The sequence below is a fragment of the Krasilnikovia sp. MM14-A1259 genome, from assembly GCF_047159535.1.
In the GTDB taxonomy this organism is placed as follows: domain Bacteria; phylum Actinomycetota; class Actinomycetes; order Mycobacteriales; family Micromonosporaceae; genus Actinoplanes.
The window spans coordinates 5,350,314-5,372,906 of sequence record NZ_BAAGAJ010000002.1 but is presented as its reverse complement, the minus strand read 5'-3'; the positions used below and the strand labels follow the sequence as shown (position 1 = coordinate 5,372,906).

17 protein-coding genes are annotated in these 22,593 nt (G+C 73.9%); 4 read left to right on the top strand and 13 right to left on the bottom strand.

Features of this window, described 5'->3' with window-relative positions:
- Window positions 1-2: 2 nt before the first annotated feature.
- The 7 genes from ACMCNK_RS24310 to ACMCNK_RS24280 form a co-directional block, all read right to left on the bottom strand.
- Window positions 3-932 carry an MBL fold metallo-hydrolase gene (locus tag ACMCNK_RS24310; RefSeq protein ID WP_412738677.1) on the bottom strand — a complete coding sequence of 310 codons (930 nt, stop codon included), beginning with the start codon at window positions 930-932 and terminating at the stop codon, window positions 3-5.
- Window positions 929-1,864: an aromatase/cyclase gene (locus ACMCNK_RS24305; RefSeq protein ID WP_412738676.1), complete on the bottom strand. Its 936-nt coding sequence runs from the start codon at window positions 1,862-1,864 to the stop codon at window positions 929-931. Before ACMCNK_RS24305 ends, ACMCNK_RS24310 begins: the two co-directional genes overlap by 4 nt.
- A complete protein-coding gene (locus ACMCNK_RS24300; RefSeq protein ID WP_412738675.1) occupies window positions 1,861-2,112 on the bottom strand; it encodes an acyl carrier protein in 252 nt (83 codons plus the stop codon). Before ACMCNK_RS24300 ends, ACMCNK_RS24305 begins: the two co-directional genes overlap by 4 nt.
- Window positions 2,113-2,150: 38 nt before the next feature.
- Window positions 2,151-3,368 (bottom strand): ketosynthase chain-length factor, encoded by a 1,218-nt coding sequence (locus ACMCNK_RS24295; protein WP_412738674.1) that lies wholly within the window; start codon window positions 3,366-3,368, stop codon window positions 2,151-2,153.
- Window positions 3,365-4,630, bottom strand: coding sequence for a beta-ketoacyl-[acyl-carrier-protein] synthase family protein (locus ACMCNK_RS24290; protein WP_412740971.1), 1,266 nt, complete (start codon window positions 4,628-4,630; stop codon window positions 3,365-3,367). The genes ACMCNK_RS24295 and ACMCNK_RS24290 overlap by 4 nt, the downstream gene beginning before the upstream one ends.
- A 190-nt stretch (window positions 4,631-4,820) precedes the next feature.
- On the bottom strand, window positions 4,821-5,468 hold the full coding sequence (locus ACMCNK_RS24285; RefSeq protein WP_412738673.1) for a disulfide bond formation protein DsbA: 648 nt from the start codon (window positions 5,466-5,468) through the stop codon (window positions 4,821-4,823).
- A 102-nt stretch (window positions 5,469-5,570) separates the two neighbouring features.
- The gene (locus ACMCNK_RS24280) at window positions 5,571-6,224 is read right to left on the bottom strand and encodes an MBL fold metallo-hydrolase (protein ID WP_412738672.1); all 654 of its coding nucleotides are present in this window, start codon (window positions 6,222-6,224) and stop codon (window positions 5,571-5,573) included.
- 208 nt (window positions 6,225-6,432) lie between these two features.
- On the opposite strand from ACMCNK_RS24280, the gene ACMCNK_RS24275 reads away from it, so the two are divergent.
- From ACMCNK_RS24275 to ACMCNK_RS24260, 4 genes are all read left to right on the top strand, one after another.
- Window positions 6,433-7,287 carry a hypothetical protein gene (locus ACMCNK_RS24275; protein WP_412738671.1) on the top strand — a complete coding sequence of 285 codons (855 nt, stop codon included), beginning with the start codon at window positions 6,433-6,435 and terminating at the stop codon, window positions 7,285-7,287.
- Between the two features lie 66 nt (window positions 7,288-7,353).
- Window positions 7,354-10,506, top strand: a complete 3,153-nt coding sequence (locus ACMCNK_RS24270) for a type 2 lanthipeptide synthetase LanM family protein (protein ID WP_412738670.1) — start codon at window positions 7,354-7,356, stop codon at window positions 10,504-10,506.
- Window positions 10,503-10,724 carry a hypothetical protein gene (locus ACMCNK_RS24265; protein ID WP_412738669.1) on the top strand — a complete coding sequence of 74 codons (222 nt, stop codon included), beginning with the start codon at window positions 10,503-10,505 and terminating at the stop codon, window positions 10,722-10,724. Before ACMCNK_RS24270 ends, ACMCNK_RS24265 begins: the two co-directional genes overlap by 4 nt.
- A gap of 99 nt (window positions 10,725-10,823) precedes the next feature.
- Window positions 10,824-13,769, top strand: a complete 2,946-nt coding sequence (locus ACMCNK_RS24260; protein WP_412738668.1) for a helix-turn-helix transcriptional regulator — start codon at window positions 10,824-10,826, stop codon at window positions 13,767-13,769.
- On the opposite strand, the gene ACMCNK_RS24255 is transcribed toward ACMCNK_RS24260, so the two are convergent.
- The 6 genes from ACMCNK_RS24255 to ACMCNK_RS24230 form a co-directional block, all read right to left on the bottom strand.
- Window positions 13,760-15,511 carry an ATP-binding cassette domain-containing protein gene (locus tag ACMCNK_RS24255; protein ID WP_412738667.1) on the bottom strand — a complete coding sequence of 584 codons (1,752 nt, stop codon included), beginning with the start codon at window positions 15,509-15,511 and terminating at the stop codon, window positions 13,760-13,762. The two genes, ACMCNK_RS24260 and ACMCNK_RS24255, sit on opposite strands and share 10 nt — an antisense overlap.
- Complete coding sequence (locus ACMCNK_RS24250) at window positions 15,508-17,277, bottom strand: ABC transporter ATP-binding protein (RefSeq protein WP_412738666.1); 1,770 nt, start codon at window positions 17,275-17,277, stop codon at window positions 15,508-15,510. The genes ACMCNK_RS24255 and ACMCNK_RS24250 overlap by 4 nt, the downstream gene beginning before the upstream one ends.
- Before the next feature lie 91 nt (window positions 17,278-17,368).
- The gene (locus tag ACMCNK_RS24245) at window positions 17,369-17,479 is read right to left on the bottom strand and encodes an ALQxL family class IV lanthipeptide (RefSeq protein WP_412738665.1); all 111 of its coding nucleotides are present in this window, start codon (window positions 17,477-17,479) and stop codon (window positions 17,369-17,371) included.
- An 81-nt stretch (window positions 17,480-17,560) separates the two neighbouring features.
- Window positions 17,561-20,350 carry a class IV lanthionine synthetase LanL gene (gene lanL, locus ACMCNK_RS24240; protein ID WP_412738664.1) on the bottom strand — a complete coding sequence of 930 codons (2,790 nt, stop codon included), beginning with the start codon at window positions 20,348-20,350 and terminating at the stop codon, window positions 17,561-17,563.
- A gap of 5 nt (window positions 20,351-20,355) precedes the next feature.
- The gene (locus tag ACMCNK_RS24235; RefSeq protein ID WP_412738663.1) at window positions 20,356-21,411 is read right to left on the bottom strand and encodes a radical SAM protein; all 1,056 of its coding nucleotides are present in this window, start codon (window positions 21,409-21,411) and stop codon (window positions 20,356-20,358) included.
- A 304-nt stretch (window positions 21,412-21,715) separates the two neighbouring features.
- Window positions 21,716-22,582 carry a DUF6745 domain-containing protein gene (locus tag ACMCNK_RS24230; protein ID WP_412738662.1) on the bottom strand — a complete coding sequence of 289 codons (867 nt, stop codon included), beginning with the start codon at window positions 22,580-22,582 and terminating at the stop codon, window positions 21,716-21,718.
- Window positions 22,583-22,593: the final 11 nt, after the last annotated feature.

Sequence of the window (22,593 nt, the reverse complement as noted above, 5' to 3'; positions counted from 1 at the left end):
GGTCAGGCGAAGCAGGCGGGCTGCCGGCCACCGTTGAACGCGACCATCTCGTCGAACACCGGCAGGACGTCGAGCGGGCATCCGGGCGCGCCACCGGCGGCCTCCGCGTACGCCCGGTGCAGGTTGCCGACCAGGCGTTCCGGGTCGATCAGATGGGCGAAATCGGACCGGTCGGCGGCCCGGGCGACCTCCAGCGGGCTCATGCCCTGCGCGGTGCCGTCGGCGGCGAGCCGCTGGATCCAGCGCAGATAGGCGACGTTCTCGTCGATCGCTTCCGGACCGGCGAGCGGACCGTGCCCGCACACGATCGTGCGTGGGCGCAGGTGCCGCAGGCCGTCCAGCGCTTCCAGCGCGCCGCCGACCGAACCCATCAGGTTGAACGGCGTGGCGCCGGACAGCACCACGTCGCCCGCGAACAGCACCCGCTCCTGCGGCAGCCAGACGACTACGTCGTTGGTGGTGTGTGCCGGGCCGACGTGGATCAGTTCGGCGACCCGGTCACCGACGTGCACCGTGATCCGGTCCCGGAACGTCAGCGTCGGCAGCGTGACCCGGACATCCCCCCACTCCACGTCCGGCCACAGCCCGGTCAGGGCCAGCCCGGTTCCGGCCATCTCCGTACGGGCGCGCTCGTGGGCGACCACCGTGGCGGTGTCGAAGACATGGTTGCCGAAGTTGTGGTCGCCGTGATGGTGGGTGTTCACCACGATGCGCCGGGGCCCGCCGAGGCCCGCGACCGCGTCGTGCAGGCGCCGGGCCCGGACCTCGGTGGCCAGCGTGTCGACCACCATCAGGGTGTCCGCCCCGGCGACCACGCCCGCGTTGCTGACGCACCAGCCGCCGGGTAACTGCAGGTACGCGAACACCCCGTCGGCCACCTCGACCAGCCGCTGCTCCCCGGCCGGGCGGGCCGCGCCGACGGGCAGGCTCACCGGGACGCCGCCTGACCGGCCGCGTACGTGCCCGCATGCGCCAGGGTGGCCCGGCTGTTGCGGCCCAGCGCGTCCCGCAGGTACGCCCGCGCGTCGGTGACCGTCTTGCCCGCGCCCAGCACCCTGGGCACCGCCTGCGGATCGATCGCCACGGTGTGCCGGGCCACCACGAGCGAGCCGCCGGGGCGGTCGGTGAACGTCCACGATCCGCTGTGGCCGGTCAGCAGTGCGGGCGGCACCAACTGCTTGTAGACGATCTCGCCCGGCCGGCACACCCGTACCGAACGGGTGACGTGGGCGCTGCCGTCGGCCGTGACGGTCTCCATCTCCATGTCCTGGATGCCGTCCTGCTCCTCACGCAGCACCACGCGGCGGACGTGCGGCAGCGTATCCGGCCAACGGTCGCTGCGGCGCACGAACTCGTACGCGTCGTGCGCCGATCCGGCCAACTCCACCTCGTCGGCGAACGAGAAGACCAGGTCGTCGACCGGGTGCCCGGACTCGGCCAGCCGGGTCAGCGCCCCGAGCTCCCGCTCGCTGTTGGCGTCGAGCGCCTGCTCCATCCACCGCACCTGGTCCGCGCCGCCGGACACGTCGAACTCGTGTACCAGCTCGATGCCGGTGCCGCCGTCCGCCCGCTGGTGGAACAGCCACTCACCGCTCATCGAGGTGACCGGCGGGCGGCTGTGCTCCTGCCGGAACGTGATCCGCCGGGCATCCGGGTCGAGGGTGCGGCGCGACGTCCAGGACCGCACCTCGCCGCCGACCTGCGCCCACAACCGGAACCGCTCGTCGCGGTCGCCGCGCTCCAGGTGGTGCACGTGGACGCTGGGCTCGAACACGACCGGCCACCGGCTCACGTCGGCGACCAGGCCGTACACCGTGTCGGGGGGCGCCGCGACGACCCGCGAGTGCACGACGCGCTGCGTCATGACGCGTTCACGAGGGCGCCCTTGACGGCCTCCAGCACGGCCCGCGGGGTGTGCAGCTCGACGAGGTGCTCGTCCGGGATGCGTACGCCGTACTCCTGCTCGATGCGCGCGGCCGTCTCCATCAGCGCCAGGGAGTCGTACCCGAGCTCCTCGAACTCGCGGTCGATGATGTCGCCGCTGAGGTCGTCGCTCTCGCCCGCGCAGGAGATCAGGATGCGGCGCAGGTCTTCCATCGTGATCGTGTTCATCGTCGTTCTCCTCGTCTGTTGTGGATGGATCCGGGTGGTCACACCGCGCGGACCACGACGGCCGCGTTGAAGCCCCACAGGCCGCGGGCCAGAATCAGCGCGGTCGACACGGGTGCGGGCCGGGCCGGGCCGCGGACCAGGTCGATCGCGTAGTCGTCGGGCACCTCGGCGGTCCCGGCGGTGCCCGGGATGACGCCGTCGCGGATCGCGAGCAGCGCGGTCACCACGTCGGCCGGGCCGCCGCCGGAGTAGAGCCGGCCGTACAGCGACTTGGGCGCGGTGACCGGCACCCCGTGCGGGCCGAACACCCCCGTGATCGCCTCGGCCTCGGCGCGGTCCGGTCCGGCCACGCCCAGCGCGTCGGCGAACACCACGTCCACCTCGGCCGGGCTCACCCCGGCGTCCGCCAGGGCCAGCTCGGCCGCGCGGCGCAGGCCCGGCGGACGCTCGGAGCCCGGCGGCGGGTCGAATGTGGACGCGTACCCGGCGATCTCGCCGTGCACCGCCTGAACCCCGCGGGACCGGGCCGCCGCGGCGTCCTCCAGGACCAGCACGGCACCGCCCTCGCCGGGCACGTAACCGGCGGCCGCCGCGTCGAACGGCAGGTACGCCCGCGCCGGGTCCGTGGCGCGGCTGACCCGGCCCCCGGCGATCTGGGAGATCCAGCCCCACGGGTCCAGCGCCGAGTCGACACCGCCGGTGAGCACGAGCGGGGTGCCACGCCGTACGGTCCGGCGGGCGTGCCCGATCGCGTCCAGGCCACCGGCCTGCTCGGCGACCAGCGCGCTGCTCGGGCCGCGCATCCCGTTCCGGATCGAGATCTGCCCGGTGTTGACCGCGTAGAACCAGGCGAACGACTCGTAGACGCTGACCGCCTGGGAGCCGACCGACCAGAGTTTCTGGAACTCGCGGTGGGTGAACTCGAAACCGCCCGCGGCGTTCGAGGTCACCACGCCCATGTCGTAGTCCGTGAGCGTGCTCGGGTCCACCTTGGCGTGGGCCAGCGCCCAGTCCGCGGTGACCAGCGCCAGCCGGGTCGACACGTCCGTCTGCGGCAGCAGCCGGCTAGGCAGGTGGTCGGCCGCCTCGAACCCGGTGATCTGCCCGGCCAGGGTGGCCGGGAACCGGGTGGTGTCGAAGCGGGTGAGCGGCGCGATGCCGCTGCGCCCGGCCAGCAGGCCGTCCCAGAACGGCTCCAGCCCCAGACCGGTGGGGGCGGTCACGCTCATGCCGGTCACGTACACCGGGGTGGTCATCGGACGCCCTCCGTCCGTCGCAGGATCATCGCGCTCTGGAACCCGCCGAAGCCGCTGCCCACGGTGAGCACGCTGTCCACGGTCTGCTCGCGGGCGGTCAACGGCACGTAGTCCAGGTCGCACTCCGGGTCGGAGGTGTGCAGGTTGGCGGTCGGCGGGACCGCGCCGTGCTCGATCGCCAGCAGCGAGGCGGCGATCTCCACGGAACCGATCGCGCCCAGCGAGTGGCCGACCATCGACTTGATCGAGCTGACCGGCACGTCGTACGCGTGCGATCCGAGGCTGCGCTTGAACGCCGCGGTCTCGTGCCGGTCGTTCTGCTTGGTGCCCGAGCCGTGCGCGTTGACGTAGTCGACGCCGGTCGGGTCGAGTTTCGCCTCGTCCAGGGCGACCCGGATGGCCTCGGCCATCTCCCGGCCGTCCGGCTTGAGCCCGGTCATGTGGTACGCGTTGCACCGGGTGGCGTAGCCGGCCAGCTCGGCGTAGATGTGCGCGCCCCGGCGACGGGCACTCTCGTACTCCTCCAGCACGAACATGGCCGCGCCCTCGGCCAGCACGAACCCGTTGCGCGACGCGTCGAACGGCCGGGAGGCGTGCGCCGGATCGTCGTTGCGCGAGGTGGTCGCCTTGATCGCGTCGAAGCAGGCCACCACGATCGGGGTGATCGGCGCGTCCGAGGCCCCGGCCACCATCACGTCCGCGCTGCCCTCGCGGATGAGCTGCCAGGCGTGCCCGACCGAGTCGAGGCCGGACGTGCACCCGTTGGACACCATGGTCACCGGCCCCTCGGCGGCCACGGTCCACGCCACTTCGGCCGGCATCGCGCTGGGCACCAGGTAGTCGAACATGTGCGGCGACACGACCTCCGGGTCGACGACCCACTTGCGGCCGCTGTCGGAGAGCACCAGATATTCGTTCTCCAGGCTGGTGGCGGCCGCGACCGCGCTGCCCAGGCTGACCCCGATGCGGTGCGGGTCGAGCGCCGCGACGTCCAGCCCGCTGTCGGACACCGCCTCCCGGGCGCACACCACCGCGAACTGCGCGGCCCGGTCCATCCGGCGGATCTCCCGCGGGGTCAGGCCCTCCAGCGCCGGATCGAAGTCGGCCTCCGCGGCCACCTGCGACCGGTACGGCGACGGGTCGAAGAAGGAGATGCGCCGGGTGGCGGTCCGGCCGGAGCTGAGCAGGTCCCAGAACTCCTTGGCACCGTTGCCACCGGGGGCGCGTACGCCGATCCCGGTGATGACGACGCGCCGCGTCACCGGACACCGCCCGGGCGTGCGCAGGTCGTTGAGCTGAGCATCAGCACGGTCCTCACTGCTCATCGAAGGCAACCGCCCCGCGGGGTTTCGCGCGGCCTGCCCAGCGTGCGGCCAACGCCTAGAAGGCGGCTGGAACATCGATCGGCGGTCGGCTCGAGCGTCGCTGGAACATCGCTGGGCCGCAGCGGTGTCAGCCGAACGACGGCCGCGCGTCGCGGGACCGTTTGAGCTCGTAGAACCCGCGGGTTCCGGCCACCAGCAGCACCCCGTCCCAGAGGCGGCCCGCGGCCTCGCCGGTGGGTGCCGCGCCGATCACCGGGCCGAAGAACGCCACGGTGGCACCGTCCGGACCCGGTGCGCGGATGATCGGGGTGCCGACGTCCGCGCCGACCAGGTCCAGTCCGGCCTCGTGGCTGGCGGTCAGGTCGGCGTCGTACTCGTCGCTGCGGGCCGCGTCCGCCAGGGCGGGATCGAGCCCGGCGTCGGCCAGCGCGGCCCGGTACAGTTCGTCGCCCAGCGGCTCGCCGCCGGGGTGGATGCGGGTGCCCAGCGCGGTGTACAGGTCACGCAGCACCGGCGCACCGGCGGCGCGAGCCGCGGCCACGCAGATCCGCACCGGGCCCCAGGCCTGCCGGCGCAGTTCGAAGTACGCGGCCGGGCGGTCGGCGTACTCCTGGGGGACGTCGTCGTTGCCCTCGTTGAGGATCGCGAGGCTCATCACGTGGAACCGGGTGTCGATGTCCCGGACCCGCTCCACCTCCAGCAGCCAGCGTGAGGTCACCCAGGCCCAGGGGCAGAGCGGGTCGAACCACAGGTCCACGGTGCAGCGTTCGGTCATGGCGGGTCTCCTCCCGGTACGCCGCGCCGGTGACGCGGCCTGCCGGAAGGATCGCCGGACCCACTCGAAAATCGTTCCAACGCCGGGTCGCCCGGCGGGGACCTACCAGCCGCGGGCGAGCCATTCGGGCAGCGACGGCCGTTCGGCGCCGAGCGTGGTGTCCTTGCCGTGCCCCGGGTACACCCAGGTGTCGTCCGGAAGCTCCGCGAAGATCCGCTCCTGCACGTCCGCGATCAGCGACGCGAACCGGGCCGGGTCCTTCTCGGTGTTGCCCACCCCGCCCGGGAAGAGGCTGTCGCCGGTGAACACGTGCGGGTGACCGTCCGGGTCGCGGTACAGCAGCGCGATGTGGCCCGGCGTGTGACCGCGCAGGTGCCGTACGGTCAGGCGCACCGCACCGACCCGCACCTCGGCCAGGTCGTCGAGCGGCTCGTCGGTGGGCACCGGGATGCCCTCGACGTCGTCGCGCCCGGCGAGGGTCCGGGCCCCGGTGGCCGCCACGACATCGGCCAGGGCACCCCAGTGGTCCCAGTGCCGGTGGGTCGTGACGATCTGGGCGAGCGGCCCGTCGAGCAGGTCGAGCAGCCGCTCCGGTTCGGCGGCCGCGTCGATCAGCAACTGCTCGCCGGTGGCGGTGCACCGCAGCAGGTACGCGTTGTTCTCCACGGGGCCGACCGCCAGTTTGGTGATGGTGAGACCGCTGGTCGTGCGGACGTCCGGCGCCCCGCCGACGGTCACGTCACCGGTGTAACTCATGAGTCCTCCGTTGCATGCTGTCGACCATCACTGACGAAGCCAATCTGGCATACCGCCCGGAGTGGAACACCAGCGGCTCCGTGCCGGGGCATGCATCTACAATGTTCGCTATCGAACGATCTGACTGTTGTGTACCTCCTGCCCGCTGGGCCTCGACGGAAGAGCTGGAGCCTTGGAGCTGTGCTTCACACCCCCGCACGACTTCGTCATGGGGATCAGGGGCGGTCCCATCCTGCCGCCGAACATCGTGACGGGTGCGGAGTTCGACGCCGGCCTGGCCGACCAGCCGTCGCGGTACGTACTGGTCTATCGGCCGCTCACTCCGTCCGGTCAGAAAGTCGCGCTGGTCGCCGCGCTGTACGGGCTGCTCGACGTGGTCACGGTCATCGCGCCGGACAACGGGCGGTTGACCGCGTCCCCGGGCGGGGAACTGTCCTGGTCGCCGAATCTGACCGCGGAACAGCGCAAAGCCGTCGAGGTCGGTGGGTCCGTGCGGTCGCCCGTGCTGGTCGACGTCCCGTCGATGCGGGTGCTGACGAACGACCCGTACCGGATGCCGTACGCGTTCCGCGAGCTGGCCGCACCACGGGCCGACGGCGGTGAGCGGCTGCTGTCGACCCACCGCGTCGGCGCGGCGGAACGGCAGTGGGACTCCCGGATCTTCCACGAGCTGCACGCGGGGGTGTATCGGGCGGGGTTCCTCGACTCGCAGGACGAGTACCGGCTGGCCGTCGACGGGGTGCACCGGTTCCTGTCCGATCTCGACGAGCGGCTGGCCGGCAGCCGGTTCCTGCACGGCGACGCCCTCGTCCCCTCGGACCTGTGGCTGTTCAGCCTGCTGGTGCGCTTCGACCAGGTGTACGGGCCCGGGTTCCGCCTGCACCGGTACCGGCTCCGCGACTACGGCAACGTCTGGCGGTACCTGCGTGAGCTGTACCGGATCCCGGCGTGTTCGTTCACCACGGACTTCGACGCGATCTCGGCCGGCTACTTCGTCGGGATCTCCGCGCTGAACCGCGGCATCGTCCCCATCGGTCCCGACGACCTGTTCCTGCGCGACTGAGGGCGAGAAAAGATGGGGGCCCAGCACCCATCCGGGCGGTGGCTCCCGTCCGGCAGGCTGGCGGCCATGACGGACGCTCCGCCGACGAGCCGGTCCCGCAGCGACGACGCCGCGGCGGACGCCTCGCTCGACGCGACGGTGACGCCGCAGGGTGACCGCGGCTGGTGGGCCGCCGCCCTGACACTGGCCGAACGGGCGCCCGGTCATTCCCGCCGGCCGCCGACAGAATCCGCGACGCGGCGGCTGCGGGACTGGCGCGCGGCACACGGCCTCGGCGACAGCGGCCAGTTCACCCCGCGGCTGGACGATCTCGGCCTCGGCGAGGAGGACCTGCAGAGCCTGCTGGCCGAGCCGCCCGCCGACGTCGCGGCCCGGATCAGCGCGCCGGACTGGGCAGCGTTCGCGGGCGACGTGCTCGCCGCCGCGGCCGGTTCCCGCCCGACCGCCCCGGGCGTGGCGGAACCACGTGGCGCCACCTGGGCGGGGGACTTCGCCCGGATCCTCGCCCCGTTCCTCGACGTGTCCGACGGACGGCTCGCGCGTACCGCGCCGGACGACGGGGTCGATCTCCCGGCGATCCGCGCCGAGTTCCGCCGTGGTCTGGCCTCCGACCTGGTCCGCCTGAGCGCGCGCGCCCTCGTCCTCGACCTCAGCGCGGCGCGGGAGGCCGGCGGCCTGACCGGGCCCACGCCGCAGGACCGGTTCGCCGATTTCGTCCGCCGCCGGCAGACCCCGGCCGCGTTCGCCGCGTTCCTGCGGCGCTACCCGGTCCTTGCCCGGATCATCGCCCAGCGCTGCCAGAACGCGATCGCGGCGACCGCCGAGTTGCTGCGCAGGTTCGCCACGGACCGGCCCGCGATCGTGGCGACGTTCTTCGCCGGCCGTGACCCGGGGCCGCTGACCGCGCTGGAGCTCGGCGCCGGGGACAGCCATCAGCACGGCCGTACGGTCGGCCTGCTGCGATTCGCCTCCGGCGCCCGCCTGGTGTACAAGCCGCGGCCGCTCGGCGCGCACCGGCACTTCAACGAGCTGGTCCGCTGGCTGAACGTCCGGGTGGCGGCGCAGTTGTCCCTGCGTACGCTCACCGTGCTGGAGCGCGACGGGTACGGCTGGGTCGAGTTCGTGGCGGCGCAGCCCTGCACCGACCGGGACGGTGTCGCGCGGTTCTACCGGCGGCAGGGATTCCTGCTGGCGCTGCTGTATGCGCTGGACGGCGCGGACGTGCACTACGAGAACCTGATCGCCTGCGCGGATCAGCCGGTACTGGTCGATGTGGAGACCCTGTTCCACCCGCACTTGCCGGTGGCCGCCGACGCCGATCCGGCCGCGGCGGCCCTGGCCCGCTCGGTCCACCGCAGCGCGCTGTTGCCGCTGCTGCTGCTCGGCGACGATTCCGCGCTCGACGTGTCCGGGCTCGGCGGCGGCACGGCCGAGGCGATACCGGTGCCGGTCGCCGGCTGGCACGCCGTGGGCACCGACGAGATGCGCCTGGTCCGGCACACGGTGCACGGCGTCGACGCCGACAACCGGCCCCGGCTCGCCAGCGCCGCCGCCGACCCCGCGGGTCACGCCGAGGTGCTGCTGGACGGCTTCCGCACCGGCTACGACATGATCGCCCGCCACCGGGACGAGCTGCTCGGCCCCGGCGGTGCGGTGCAGCGATTCGCCGCGGACGAGATGCGCCTGGTCGCCCGCCCGACCCGGATTTATCAGACCCTGCTCGACGAGTCGACCCATCCCGGCGTCCTGCGCGACGGCCTGGACCGCGACCGGCTGTTCGACGTGCTGTGGGCCGGCTCGGCCGGTGACCGGGTCCGGCTGCGGCTGGTCCCGTACGAGAACGCGCAGCTATGGCAGGGCGACGTGCCGTTCTTCACGCTCCGCCCGGGCGGCCGGGATCTGTACAGCGGGACGGACCGGATCGCCGACGCCCTGGACAGCACCCCGTTGGATCAGGTCGGCGCCAAACTGCGCGGAATGGGCGACGTCGACCGGCAGGATCAGGAGTGGGTGATCCGGGCGGCGCTGGCCACCAGGCTGGCGTACCGGGCGCACGACACCGGGGAGCCGGACCCGCGGCCGTACCAGGCCAGTGCCCCGGACGCCGACCGGCTGCTGGGCGCCGCCCGCGGCATCGCCGACCAGATCGTCGCGCGCGGATTCGACGACGGCGACCGGATCAACTGGCTGGGGCTGGAACCGCTGGACGAGCGGTACTGGGCTGTCATGCCGCTCGGCGCGGGGCTCGCCACCGGGTACACCGGCGTCGCGTTGTTCCTCGCCCAGCTCGCCGCCCTCACCGGGGACGCACGTTACGCGGCGGCGGCCCGGCGAGCCCTGCAGCCACTGCCCGCCCTGATCACGCACTTCACGGCCGATCCGGCCGCCGCGCAGATCGTCGGGTGCGGCGGGTTCGCCGGGTTCGGGGGCATCGCGTACGCGCTCGCGCAGGTGGCCGGCTTCCTCGACGACCGCGCGGCGGCGGAGCTGATCGCCCCGATCGTGCACCTGGCCGATACGACGCTCGACTCCTCCGACGACGACAGTGTGCACGGCGGCGTGGCCGGGTGTCTCGTGTCGATGCTGGCGGTGCACGCCATGAGCGGCCTCGCCGACGCCCGGACGATCGCCGACCGGGCCGCGCGGCGGCTGCTGGAGACGGCCGCGGCACGGACGACCGGCCCGGGTTTCGCGTTCGGTGCCGCCGGGACCGGCTGGGCGCTGCTGCGCTACGCCGCGGCGGCGGACGATGCCCGGGCCGGGCGCCGCGGGCGCGATCAGCTCGTGAGTGCGGCGGTCACGGCCCACGGGCACTCCTGGTGCGAAGGGCGCCCGGGCGTCGTCCTCGCGCTGCTGGACACCCTCGAAGGTGCGACGGACGGCATCCGCGCACTCGTCGACCGGACCGTCGACTCCGTGACCCGCAGCGGACCGCTGCCGAACCACAGCCTGTGCCACGGCGAACTCGGTCGCCTCGAACTGGTCGGGGCCGCCGACCGCCCGGCCCAGCTTCCTCGCGCGGGCATGGCATTGTCGGCTCTGGACACGTCCGGTCCGCAGTGCGGCACGCCGGGTCGCGTAACCGACCCCGGCCTGCTGCACGGCCTGGCCGGCATCGGCCACGGGCTGCTGCGTGTCGCCCGCCCCGACCGCATTCCCGCGGCACTGCTGCTCCAACCCGCCACACCGACCCATCCGTCCCAAAGGAGGAATTCATGATTGACGATGAATGCGCCAATTCGGACCTGTCGGCCGAGGAACGCGTTCCGGCCGAGTCGGCGATCGGGCAGATCGATCTGGGCAGGGTTCCGGCCCTCGGCCTGCGGGCCCGCGTGCTGGCCGGGCTGACCACGGTCGCCGCGGCCGCGATCGTCATTGCGATGGAGCCCGGTACCGGCAGCGTCACCCACACCGGACCGGTTCCCCCGCTGTTCTGAAGCAACCGGACAAGGCATCGGCGTTCCCGCCGGTGCCTTGTCCACAGGTTGCCGGGGCCGGGCCGCACCGTTGGCGCGCCAGCGCTAACGTCTGTCGCCATGCAGGTGACCTGTCCCTCGGTCGTGGGACGAGACGCGGAGTTGCGGCAGCTGACCACACATGTCGCCAACACCCGCGCCTCCCGGGGCACGAGCGTGTTCGTCCGCGGAGAAGCCGGCATCGGCAAGTCCCGGCTCATCGGCGAGTGCGTGGCCCACGCGTTCGTCACCGGCGTTCCGGTGCTGCGCGGGCGGGCGAGCCCGGCCGGCGCCCTGATGCCGTTCCGGCCGATCGCCGAGGCGCTGTTCTCCCTGTTCCGTACGGACGGGCCGCCCGACGATCCGGCGCTCGCCCCGTATCTGCCCACGTTGAGCCGGCTGGTGCCCGAGTGGCGCACCGGCGAACCCGGCCAGCCGGACTCACTGGTCGTCCTGGCCGAGTCGGTGCTGCGGCTGCTCGCCGTCACCGGACGGGACCGGGGCTGCCTTGTCGTGCTGGAGGACCTGCACGACGCGGATGCCGAAACGCTCGCGGTCGTCGAGTACCTGGTGGACAACCTCGCCACCCAGCCGGTGCTGCTGGTCGCCAGCCTGCGGCCCGACCCCGGACCGGCCGGCGACCTGGCCTGGCGTACCGGGCAGCGGCGCAGCGCGGACGTCATCGAGCTGACGCCGCTGTCACCCCCGCAGATCCGCGCATTCGCCGCGGCCTGCCTGCGCGTCGACCCGGACGGCCTGCCACTGCCGCTGGTGGACCGGCTGCAGCGCGGCGGCGAGGGCAATCCGCTGGTCACCGAGGAGCTGCTGCGGGCCGCGCTGTCCGCCGGCGTGCTGGCCTGCGACGCCGACGGCTGCCGCCTCGTTGGCGAGCTGGGCGTCGCGGTCCCCACCAGCCTTGTACGCGCGGTGACCCAGCGGGCCGACCGGCTCGGTCCTCAGGTGCGCGCCACACTCAACACCGCCGCCGTCCTCGGGCGCCGGTTCAACGCGTCGCTGGTGCAGGCCATCATCGGACTGGACGAGCGGACCGTGGTCGGCCATCTCGCCATGGCCGCCGACGCGCAGCTCGTCGGGCCGGACGGCGCCAACCCCGACTGGTACAGCTTCCGGCACGCCGTCACCGCCGAGGCGTTGCGGGCGTCGCTGCTGCCGACCGAGGCGGCCGCGATCGCCCGTACCGCGGCCGACGTCCTGATCGAACTGCACCCCGAGCTGCCCGGCGAGTGGTGCCAACTGGCCGGTCTGCTGCGCGCCACGGCCGGCGACGGCCCCCGCGCGGCCGGGCACTTCGCCGAGGCGGGCCGCCGCGCCCTCGCCGCGGGGGCCACCGCCTCCGCCATCGCCCTGCTCGACCAAGCCCTCGCGGCGCTGCCGGCCACGGGACGGGTCGCCGAGCGGGCCGAGGTGCTCGAATCGCTCGTCTACGCCCTGACCGAGGCCGGCGAGCTGGACCGAGCGTTCGGGCTGGCCGACTCGCTGACGTCGGCGCCCAGCAGTGCGCCGCGGAAGGATCGGCGTGTCGTGGTGCACACCCGGCTGGCCTGGGGCGCGATGACGGCCGGCCGGTGGAGCGACGCCACCGCGCAGGTGGCGGCGGCCCGCACGATGCTCGGTCCCACCGCCGGACCGGAGGACACCGTCGAGCTGGACGTGGTCGAGGCGCACCTGCTGGTCGAGGGAGAGTGCGCCGAGGCGGCCCGGGGCACCGAGCGCACCGAACGGGCCGAGGCGATCGCGCGCCGGGCCGTGGAGGTCGCCGAGCGGTGCGCGTCCCCGGTGGCCGCGTGCCAGGGCTGGCAGCTTCTCGCCATCCTGTCCCGCAGCCGCGGCTTCGACCACGCCGAGGCGTGCCTGCACCGGATGCTCGACGTGGCCCGGGAGTACTCGTTGCCCATCTGGCGGCTGCACGCCATGCTGCGGCTCGGCGTCAACGAGGCCATGCGTACGGGCGAGATCGGCGGCCTGGAGCAGGCGCTCGCGGCGGCGCACGCGACCGGGGCGATCACGTTGGCGTACACCGCCGAGAGCAGCATCGCGCTGGAATCGGTGCTGCGCGCCCAGTACGCGGTGGCCGACGAGATCAGCAGCCGGTGCGCCGAGGCGACCGCCCGGCTGCGCCACCTCGAAGACCACCAGTTCAACCTGCTGACCCGGGCGATGATCGCAGCGCACCAGGGCGACCGGTCCCTGATGGACGATCGGCTGGCCGACTTCCGGGCCATCGGCGGTGAGCAGTCCCTGCTCGCCCCGCTCACGCACGGGTTGTGCCGCGCCATCTGCGCCCTGCTGGAGGAGGACCGGCCGCGCGCGCTGGCGGAGCTCGACGAGGTCCGGCGCTGGGAGCAGGCGAATCCCAACGTCCGGTATCTCGCCGGCACCTACGGCCTGACCCTGCTCCTGGACGTCCTGCAGGGCCGCGCCGGCCGCCCCGAGTACGAGCGGGTCGCCGCCGGCGCCGGCGGCAGCCTGCGCTGGAACCGGCAGTTCCTGCATCTGGCGGACGCGGTACTGCTCGGCCGGGCCGGGCGTACGCAGGACGCCCTCATGGCCGTCGGGACCGCACACGCCGCGTCGGCACGCTACCCTCGCGCCCACCACCTGGGGCTGCGGCTGGTGGCCGAGGCGGCGCTCGACGACGGGTGGGGCACACCGGTCCCGTGGCTGCGCAGCGCCGAAGAGTACTTCCACCTGTCGGAGCTGCCGGCGGTGTCCGGCGCGTGCCGGGCGCTGCTACGCCGTGGTGGGGCGAGTGCCCCGCAACGGCGCAGCGGGCGCAGCGAGATCCCGCCCGCGTTGCTCGTCAAAGGACTGACCGTCCGCGAGTACGAGGTGCTGCTCCTGCTGCACGACCGGCAGGCCAACAAGGAGATCGCGCAACGGTTGTTCATCTCCCCCCGCACCGTGGAGAAACACGTGGCGAGCCTGCTCACGAAGACCGGCTGCCCCGACCGTGCCGCACTCCGGGCGTACGCCGCCGAGCAGGGCCTGCGGCAGACTCACGGCTGAGCGTCGGCGTACGGAGTCCCGTCCGCGGGTGCACGGCCCGCGTTCCACCAGCCGACGAGCTCGGCGTACTCCGACGACGTGTGCAGCAGGTCGTCGTGCGTGCCCAGCCGGGCGTGCGCGCCGCTGAGCAGCAGGACCTGACGGGCCCGGCGCGCCGAGGTGATCCGGTGGGCGATCACCACCAGCGTTCCGGCACGTTCGGCGAACGCCGCCTCCACGCGGGCCTCGGCCGCCGGATCGAGGTTCGCGGTCGCTTCGTCCAGGATCAGCACCCGGGCCGGGGACAGATACATCCGGGCGAGCGCCACGAGTTGCTTCTCGCCGTGCGACAGGTCCGCCCCGCCGGCACCCACCCGGGCGTCGAGGCCGCCGAGCCGGTCGGTCACCGTCCGCAGGCCCACCGCGTCCACCGCCCGTTCCAGATCGGCCGGGCCGGCGTGGGGTGCCAGGTACGTGAGGTTGTCGCGCAACGTGCCGGCGAAGACGTACGCCTCCTGCGGGATGAGGCCGATCAGCCGGTGCCGGTCGTCGTCGCGGATGTCCCGAAGGTCGACGCCGCCCAGCCGGACCGTGCCGCGACCGGGTTCGAGCAGCCCGGCGAGCAGGTTCGCCAGCGTCGACTTGCCCGCGCCGCTCGGCCCGACGACGGCGAGGTGGGCGCCCTCGTCCAGCGTCAAGGCGAGGTCGTCGACGACCGGGCGTTCGGCTGCCCCGTACGTGAAGGTGAGTCCCCGGACGGCCAGGTCGTGTCCCGGCGCGGCCGGGCCGCCGCGAGCCTCGGCGGGTTCGGCGAACGTCTCCCCGAGCCGGCGCAGGCTCACCGCGAGCTCCAGCCCCCAGTTGCCCGCCACGCCGACGATCTGCCGCAGCGCCGGTTCGAGGTGGACGCTGAGATACGCCGCGGCCCCCACCACCTCGCCGACCGTCAGGTAGCCCGACGACAGCAGCCACGGGGCGGTCGCCAGCAGCAGCACCAGGGGCACCTGGCCGCCGACGAAGACCACCAGGCCGCGGCGGCTGGTCGCCCGGGACAGGGCGCGGGAGCGGGCCAGGCTGCCGTCGATGGCCGCGTCCACCTCGGTGATCGCCCGGCCACCGGCCGCGCAGGCCAGCGCGTCCCGCATGCCGCCGAACGCCGATCCGGCCCGCCGGGCCAGGTCCTCGCGGGCCAGCAGTGCCGCCCGATGCCGCTCAGCCAGCCCGGGCAGCAGCAACGCGAACAGCGCCGCCGCGGCCAGCACCAGCAGCGTCGTGGCCACGGCGACCATCGGCGCCAGCACGGCGAGGCCGATCAGCGCCGCGACCGACCCGAAAACCATCTGACGTACGGTGCGCAGCAGTCCGAAGAGGATGTTGCGTACCGTCTGGACCTGCGCGGTGAGCCGGTCCACCACCGCGGTGTCCGCCCGCGCCGGTGACCGGGTGGCGGCGTGGACCGCGCCCCCGACCACCGCGGTGAGCAGAGCGTCGCGAACCGGTTCCACGACGGCCGCCAGCCAGGGGAACAACCTGCTGGTGGCGACCGCCCCGGCGGCGGCGACCGGCAGCAGCAGGGTCAGCAGCAGCAGTCCGGCGGCGGCCTGATGGGCGACGAACCGGTCGGTGGCTGCGGACAGCAGCACCCCCGACAGCAGCGACGGCAGCGCCTCCACCGCGGACCACGCCGCGATCCGGCCCAGCGCGCGGCGCCGGGCCCGCAACTCGCGGTACACCAGGCGGTGCGCCGGTCCCGGCCGCCTCATCGGTCCGCCTCCCCGGCGAACACCGCACGGTACGCGGGCTCGCGGTCCCAGAGCCGGGCGTGCGGCGCCAGGGCCCGGACCCGCCCCCGGTCGAGCCAGGCCACCAGGTCGGCCCGGGCCGCGATGCCCGCGCGGTGCGTCACCACCAGCCGGGTCCGCCCGGCCAGCCCGGTGGTGATCGCCGCCGCCAACAGGGCTTCGGTCGCGGTGTCCAGGCTGGAGGTGGCGTCGTCCAGGATCAGTACGCGCCCGCCGTGCGCCACCGCCCGGGCCAGCCCGAGCCGCTGCAACTCCCCGCCTGAGAACGGCGCCCCGGCAACCTCGGCGTCCAGGCCGTGCGGCAGCCGCCGGACGACGTCCGACGCCTGGGCGAGGTCGAGCGCGTCCCACAGTTCCCGGTCGGACATCTCGGGGCGGCCGTACCGCAGGGCGTCCCGGATCGTCGTGCCCACCAGCACGGGCCGGTCGAACGCGTACCCGACCTCCCGGCGCAACGCGTCCGGATCCTGCTCGGTGATCGGCCGCCCGTCGATCAGCACCTGGCCGGCGTCGACCGCGACCAGCCGGCCGGCCGTCAACGCCAGCGTGGTCTTCCCGGCCCCGGATCGGCCGACCACGGCCACCACCGCGCCCGCCGGGATGTCCAGGTCGACGCCGTCCAGCACGGTACGGTCGCCGATGCCCGCGCGTACCCCGCGGAACGACAGGGCGGCGCCCGGCCGTAGCGGCTGGTTTCGGTCCGCTGCCACAGGGGTTGCCGGTGGCGGCTGCTCGCTCATGATTTCGGCGACCCGGTCCGCGTTGGCGCGCGCGTCGCTGATCCGGATCAGCGCGTCGACCTGGTCGAGGAACGCCAGCGCGGGCGTCAGATACATGGTGGCGGCGAGCAGGTCGCCCGGTGTGAGCCGTCCCGTGGTGACCCCGAGACCGGCGACGGCCAGCACCAGCGCGCGTACCCCGGTCAGGATCAGATCCACCTGCCATGACACGGAACGCTGCACGTTCCAGGTAGCCTGCCCGGCCGCCGAGAGCTCGGGCAGCGGGCCGAGAACCCGCTCGGTCTCCCGGTCGGCGGTGCCCGAGGACCTGATGGTCCGGGCGCCCGCGAGCGCGTCGGTGAGCCGTGCGGCGACGATCGCGAGCTGCCGCAGATAGGTGGCGTAGCTGCCGGTCGCCCTGCCCATGAGCAGGCGCAGCAACAGGGTGGCCGGAACGGCTCCGGCCAGGAACACCGCGCCGAGCCGCCAGTCGATCAGCCACAGCGCGGCCATGCCGCCCAGCGACGACGCGACCGCGATCGCGGCGGACACGGCCGCGGGTACGCCGGTGCCCGCGGTGTCGGCGTTGCCGGTCAGGCGTGCGACCAGGTCCCCGGCGTCGTGCCGGCGCAGGACCGGGATCCCGAGCGCGAACAGGTGCCGGACCAGCCGTCGCCGCAGGACCGCGGTCACCCGGGTCGCGGCGGCCACCCGGGCCACCCCGCCGTACACCTCGGCGAGGGTCCGCAGGACGAGGAGCGCGGCCAGTGCGACCACCGGGGGGCCGTAGGCCGTACCGGCGATGACCCGGTCGAGTGCGATGGCCGACAGCGCGGGCACGATCAGCGTCACGGCCTCGGTGAGCACCGCGAGCACCGCGGTGACCGTGGTGGCCGCCGGGGCGAGCCCGTACAGTCCGGACCGCCGGTCGCGCCCCGCCGGTCCCGGCGGCGCCGGCGTCGGCTGCGCGACCGGCAACGCGGAGCGCCGGGTGCTGGCAGCGACCATGCCGGGTCCTCCTGGGGACGATGGGTGGTGTTGCGCCGGGGCCCGGTCCGCCACCGCGAAGGCGAGTGGCGGACCGGGCCCGGGCGATCGATCAGATCGTGCTGATGTCACACGAGATCCGGCACGTGACCGTGCACGGCCACAGCGCCACCTCGGGCTCGTTCTCCTCCAGGCGCTGCAGGGCGTCGATGTCGAGTTCCATGAAAAACACCTCCTTGATTCATTCGCGGTTACGGGGCCACACGCGCGGATCGCTCCGCGGTGCGGGTCGGTGGGGCGGCCGTCACGCGGCCGCCGGGATCTGCTGCGGCGCCTGCCGCCGGCCGTGACCGGTGAACGCGGCGGGCAGCCACATCCGGCGGGTTCCGCCGCGCAGCCGCAGCAGCATGGCCAGTACGCCGCTGAGGCCGGTGTTGTAGTCCGGCACCACATCGGTGGCGGTCTCGTCCGGTGCGAGCATCCGGCCGTCGCGTACCGCGTGGCGGAGCTGGACGGCACCGGCGAGCTCCCGCGCCCATTCGCGGTACCGGCGTTCCCCGGAGGCGTCCGCGAGGTCCAGCAGGAACTCGGCGTCCCCGGCGAGCCCGTGGCACTGCGACGGCCCGGCGTGCCAGCGGGAACGGCGTACCGCGACCGCGGCCTGCGCGGCCAGCTCGCCGTAACTGGCCGTGCCGGTCTCCCGCCACATCTGCGTGAGGAACGTGCCGATGCCGGACGAGCCGCTGCACCAGTGCGTCTTGCGGACCCCGGTGTCGGCCCCGCTCGTCCAGTACGCGCCGCCGCGGTCGAGCTGGACGGCCGCCTCCAACGTGGCGGCCCCCGTGTCCGCCAGCGTGAGATACCGGGACGTGCCGGTGGCCCGTCCGGCGGCCAGCAGGAACGCGGCGACACCGGCGATGCCGTGGGCGAAGCCGTAGTGGGCCAGACCGGCCAGCTCGGACGGGAAGTCCGCGGGAATCGGCCAGTCCACCAGCGCGCCGCGTCGGCGGGCCGCGTCGGCCACGGCGTCGGCGGCACCGCGGGCCCGGTCGAGGAAGTCGATGCGCCCGGTGTGCTCCCAGAACCGGAGCTGGGTCAGCCCGGCCCCGGCGGTGCCGTGGCAGACGTCCGGGTTCGGCCAGCGCAACGGAAGCTGCAGGGCCAGGTCGACGGCCAGGTCGACGAGGGTGTCGTCGCCCAGCAACCGCCCTGCGTCGAGCAGCGCCCAGGCCGTACCGGCCCGTCCGAAGTAGAGCCCGGGCAGGATCCGCGGCTCGCGATCCACCCGCCGGGCGATCCACGCCGCGGCCGTGGCCACCGCGTCGGTCAGCCGGGAATCCGGCTGTTGTTGCGCGGCCCGGGTCAGCACGGCAAGGATGCCCGCGGCGCCGTGCTGCACGTTGAACGGGTCCGTGGTGGTCCCCGAGGCCCCGCACGGCCAGAGCCGGTCGTCGGCGTCCGGGCGCATCGTGGCCAGCAGGTGGTCGATCCCGTCGGCGATCATCCGGTCGGCGAGATCGTCCGGCAGCCGGCCGTCGGGCAGCAGGTCGGTCGCGGTCTGCTCCGGCGCGTGCCGCCCGTCTGACGGCTCCGGCTGCTGCGGCGCGCACGGCTCGGCGAACGGCTCGGGCCGATCGGCCCGACGCAGCTGATCGCGGACCTCGTCCAGGCCCGGGCGGCGAGCCGGGTCCACGTCGAGCAAGGCGACGACGACGCCGGCCACCTGGCGCGCGGGCTCGTTGCCGACCGCAAAGTGCGCCATCCAGCGCGCGATCCGCTGCTGTGCCGGGCGGGCGGGCACCCCGTCGTCGGGGAGTATCGGGTCGACGCCGCTGACCAGGTGGAAAAGCGTGGCGCCGAGGCTGTACAGGTCCGCCGCGGGCTGCGGGGCGGGCCCGACGTCCGGCGCGCTGACCAGCTCGGGTGCCGCGTACCCGGGGGTGTACGCCCGGGCCACCTGGTCGCCGGGCCGCGCCAGCGTCTCCAGGTCGATCAGGCGCAGGTCCCCGTCGTCGGTGACCATCACGTTGTTGGGACCGAAGTCCTGCACCACCAGGCCCTCGGCGTGCACCGCGGCGAGCAGGTCGACGAGGCCGGACGCCAGGCGCGCGGCCTGCTCACCCGGCGGTCCCCACCCCGCGTCGTCGCCGACGACGACGTTGCGCGACGCCCACTGCCGCAGCGTGCAGCCGGAAACGGCCTCCTGCACCAGGAACAGGTCACCCTGCTGTTCGAACAGCGCCACCGGGCGCGGGGTGAGACCGGAACCGGCGAACCGGTCCAGCATCGCGGCCTCGTGGCGGCGGATGTCGCGGGCGTCGCGGCCGGTCAGGTCGGTCCCGGTGTGCGGGCGGGCCTGCTTGACGATCACCTCGGCACCGGTCTGCTGGTCGGTGGCCCGGTACACGCTGCCGGTGAACGCGTGCCGGATCACCTCACGGACTACGTACCGGCCGTCGAGCAGGACCGCCTTCGGCGCCGCCTTGGCCGGGCTCGCCGGTGCGGCGGACGGCCGGGCGGCGAACGGGTCGCGGGGCGCCCAGGCCGGCGGGCTGAACCACGCCTTGCGCCGGTCGCTGACCAACCGGCCGTCCGGGGCGACGAGCATCGCCTCGTAGACGCCGTCGTTGCCGAGCATCGGTACGCCGGTGTGCGCGCCGAAGCGGTAGTGCACGCGGCTGCCCGGGCGTACCGGGCGGTCGGACAGGATCGACGGCCCGGGCAGCAGCGCGGTCGCCCGGTCCAGTTCGTCCGCGAGCGCCCGCAGCTCGTGGTTGCCGCATTCCGGGTACGCGGTGATGAACTTCCCGCCGCCCCCGCGCGCCACCTGCCGCGAACCCAGTTCACGGACCCGGCGCAGCGTGGCGGCGAACTTGAACGCACACCGGTGCCGGGCCAGGATCTCGGCGCATGCGGACAGCACCAGCGGAGCCGACAACACGGTCGCCGACACGTGCAGCTTCCAGCCCTGCACCCGGGCGCGCTCGGCGCCGGGGTGCACGTAGCACCACATGTCGCCCGGCTCCACGCGCCAGTCGTCGCCGTGCCGGCCGAGCACCGACCGTACGCAATCCTGCAGGATCTTCTCGTCCATGACCGTCACCGTCCCGTTCCGGATGCGTGGGCGACCGTCAGCGCGGGCCTGCGCTCGATGCGGGCCCGCACCTCGGCGGAGCCGAAATGCAGGTCGATGCTCCGGGTGGCCTCGGCCCACTGGGCGAACGTGCGGGCGGGCCGCAGCGTCTCGGTGATGAAGGGGTCGCTCCACCTGGCGACCGCGCGCTGCCACACCTGCAGGGGTGGGTCGCTGCGCAGGTCACCGACGGTGCCCTCGTAGATGGGCAGGCCGCGCACGGCACCGTCCGGCTCCACCTGCATCACGGGGAAGACGACTCCCTGCGCGATCAGGTCGGGGTGCATCTGCAGGAACCGGTTGTCGGTGCACGACACCTGCACCGAGGCCGGTACGAGCGTCTGCAGTCGAAGCCGCTCGGCCGGGTCGGCGAACACGTCGGCCTGCTCGTCGGAGAGCAGTTCATGTGCGACGAAGCCGGGTCGGCTGGCCAGCCCCGCCGGTACGGCCGGGGCGAACGACAGCGCACCGAGCGACGGGAAACGCCCCGCGAGCCGGCACATGTCCTCGATCTCGTGCAGGTTGCTGCGTACGACGACACAGTCGATCCCGAACGGCAGCGCCCGGGCGTCCCCCGCGCGGGCCTGGCCGGCCGCGTCGTCGAGCAGCGTGAGCGCCCGGACAGCCGCGTCGAACGACCCGGCCCGCCCCCGGATCCGGTCGTGCACGCCGGCGGTGGCGCCGTCGAGGCTCACGATGACCTGGGCGAGCACCTCGCCGGCCCGCTCGACCATCGGCGCGGTCAGATTCCATCCGCCGGTGTAGAGGACGACGGGAATGCCCGCGCCGGAGATCCGGGCGGCGACGTCGAAGATGTCGCGTACCACCAGCGGTTCGCCGCCGGCCAGGGCCACGCCCTCGGGCTGCAGCTCGACGATCGCGTCGGCCACCCGCAGCATGCCGTCGCGGTCGAGCTGCCGTCCCGGGCGCCGCCCGGACTCCGAGTAGCAGTGCACGCAGCGCAGCGGGCATGCGTACGTGACGTCCCAGATGACGTTGGACGGCCGTTCGGGCGCGTTCATCGCGTCCCCCGCACGGACGCCGGCGCCTGATCGGTCCGTCGGACAGCCCCGGCCGTGCGCACCGGGTCACACCGTCTGCTGGACATCTCGCGCCTCCCTCATGCTGAGCGGTCTCCGGTGGCGGCCCTGCCGGGCACCGCACCGCCTGCCGATGGGAAGAGCCTGCCGTCGTGCCGCCGGCCGGACATGGGTATGAGCCACCCAGATTTGCCGCGATCGATGGCCGTACCCGGCGGCCTGGGTGGTGGTGACCGCCCGGCGGCCACCACCCATTGGTGGTGGCCGCCGGTGCGGGGTTCGCGGGTCAGGTGATCCGCGGGTGCCAGCCGTCGCGGTAGCGCACACCGCGCTGCTGGAGGCGGACCTCGTCGTGCCGGGCCCCGGGAACGGGTGCGGTGCTGACCGTCTCCGGCCGTTCCACCACCACGCACACGTCCTCGCCCGGCCACCACCAGCCGCAGGAACGCACCAGCGTCGCCCAGTCCGCGAGGTGGTCGCGTTCGTCCGGCCCGTACCGGGCCAGCCCGAGGCGGTGCAGCACGTCGTAGTAGGCGACCCAGGACGCGTCCTGCTGGCCGTACCAGCACACCGGCACCGGGCCGGCGTCGGCCAGCGCGGACCGTACGGGCAGCGCGAACCCGTGCACGAGGGTCCGGTGCAGTGCGCCGCGGACCGCCCGGTGCAGCGTGACGCCCAACGGCACCCCGAGGCGGAGCGCGTCCAGCGGCGGCAGGTCCGGCCAGGGCTCCCTGGTCTTGCCCCGCCGTACCGCGGACAACTCCGGATCGGTGTGGGACACCCCCGCGCTCAGTGCGCCGCGCAGCTGGGCGGACGTCATGGCCAAGTCACTGGCCAGCGGTGGTGTTCCCGGCGGGCGCGGTTCGCGGATCCAATCGTGGAGCGCGTCGAGCGTGGGCAGGCCGGCGATGAGGGGCAACGCCTCCGCGGGTGAGTCGACCCACGCGAAGCGCGGCTGCGGACGAAGCAGCCGCGCGTAGATTGCGGTCAGGCTGCGTTCCGCGGCCGACCGGTCGGCGGGCTGGGTGGACAGGCCGTGGTCAAGCCACTCCTGCCGGATCCCGGTGGCCTTACGCCACAGATCCGCGGAACTCGGGTCGTGCCCGGGGAACGTAGGAACCGCGGCGTCCTTGCGCCGCGTCGGCGCGGTCATCGCGCGAGGGC

Bases quoted from the DNA above. Each gene is read 5' to 3' on its own strand.
- ACMCNK_RS24305 (WP_412738676.1), bottom strand. From the start codon at position 1,864: ATGACGCAGCGCGTCGTGCACTCGCGGGTCGTCGCGGCGCCCCCCGAC.
- ACMCNK_RS24300 (WP_412738675.1), bottom strand. From the start codon at position 2,112: ATGAACACGATCACGATGGAAGACCTGCGCCGCATCCTGATCTCCTGC.
- ACMCNK_RS24295 (WP_412738674.1), bottom strand. From the start codon at position 3,368: ATGACCACCCCGGTGTACGTGACCGGCATGAGCGTGACCGCCCCCACC.
- ACMCNK_RS24285 (WP_412738673.1), bottom strand. From the start codon at position 5,468: ATGACCGAACGCTGCACCGTGGACCTGTGGTTCGACCCGCTCTGCCCC.
- ACMCNK_RS24280 (WP_412738672.1), bottom strand. From the start codon at position 6,224: ATGAGTTACACCGGTGACGTGACCGTCGGCGGGGCGCCGGACGTCCGC.
- ACMCNK_RS24275 (WP_412738671.1), top strand. From the start codon at position 6,433: ATGGGGATCAGGGGCGGTCCCATCCTGCCGCCGAACATCGTGACGGGT.
- ACMCNK_RS24270 (WP_412738670.1), top strand. From the start codon at position 7,354: ATGACGGACGCTCCGCCGACGAGCCGGTCCCGCAGCGACGACGCCGCG.
- ACMCNK_RS24265 (WP_412738669.1), top strand. From the start codon at position 10,503: ATGATTGACGATGAATGCGCCAATTCGGACCTGTCGGCCGAGGAACGC.
- ACMCNK_RS24260 (WP_412738668.1), top strand. From the start codon at position 10,824: ATGCAGGTGACCTGTCCCTCGGTCGTGGGACGAGACGCGGAGTTGCGG.
- ACMCNK_RS24255 (WP_412738667.1), bottom strand. From the start codon at position 15,511: ATGAGGCGGCCGGGACCGGCGCACCGCCTGGTGTACCGCGAGTTGCGG.
- ACMCNK_RS24250 (WP_412738666.1), bottom strand. From the start codon at position 17,277: ATGGTCGCTGCCAGCACCCGGCGCTCCGCGTTGCCGGTCGCGCAGCCG.
- ACMCNK_RS24245 (WP_412738665.1), bottom strand. From the start codon at position 17,479: ATGGAACTCGACATCGACGCCCTGCAGCGCCTGGAGGAGAACGAGCCC.
- lanL (WP_412738664.1), bottom strand. From the start codon at position 20,350: ATGGACGAGAAGATCCTGCAGGATTGCGTACGGTCGGTGCTCGGCCGG.
- ACMCNK_RS24235 (WP_412738663.1), bottom strand. From the start codon at position 21,411: ATGAACGCGCCCGAACGGCCGTCCAACGTCATCTGGGACGTCACGTAC.
- ACMCNK_RS24230 (WP_412738662.1), bottom strand. From the start codon at position 22,582: ATGACCGCGCCGACGCGGCGCAAGGACGCCGCGGTTCCTACGTTCCCC.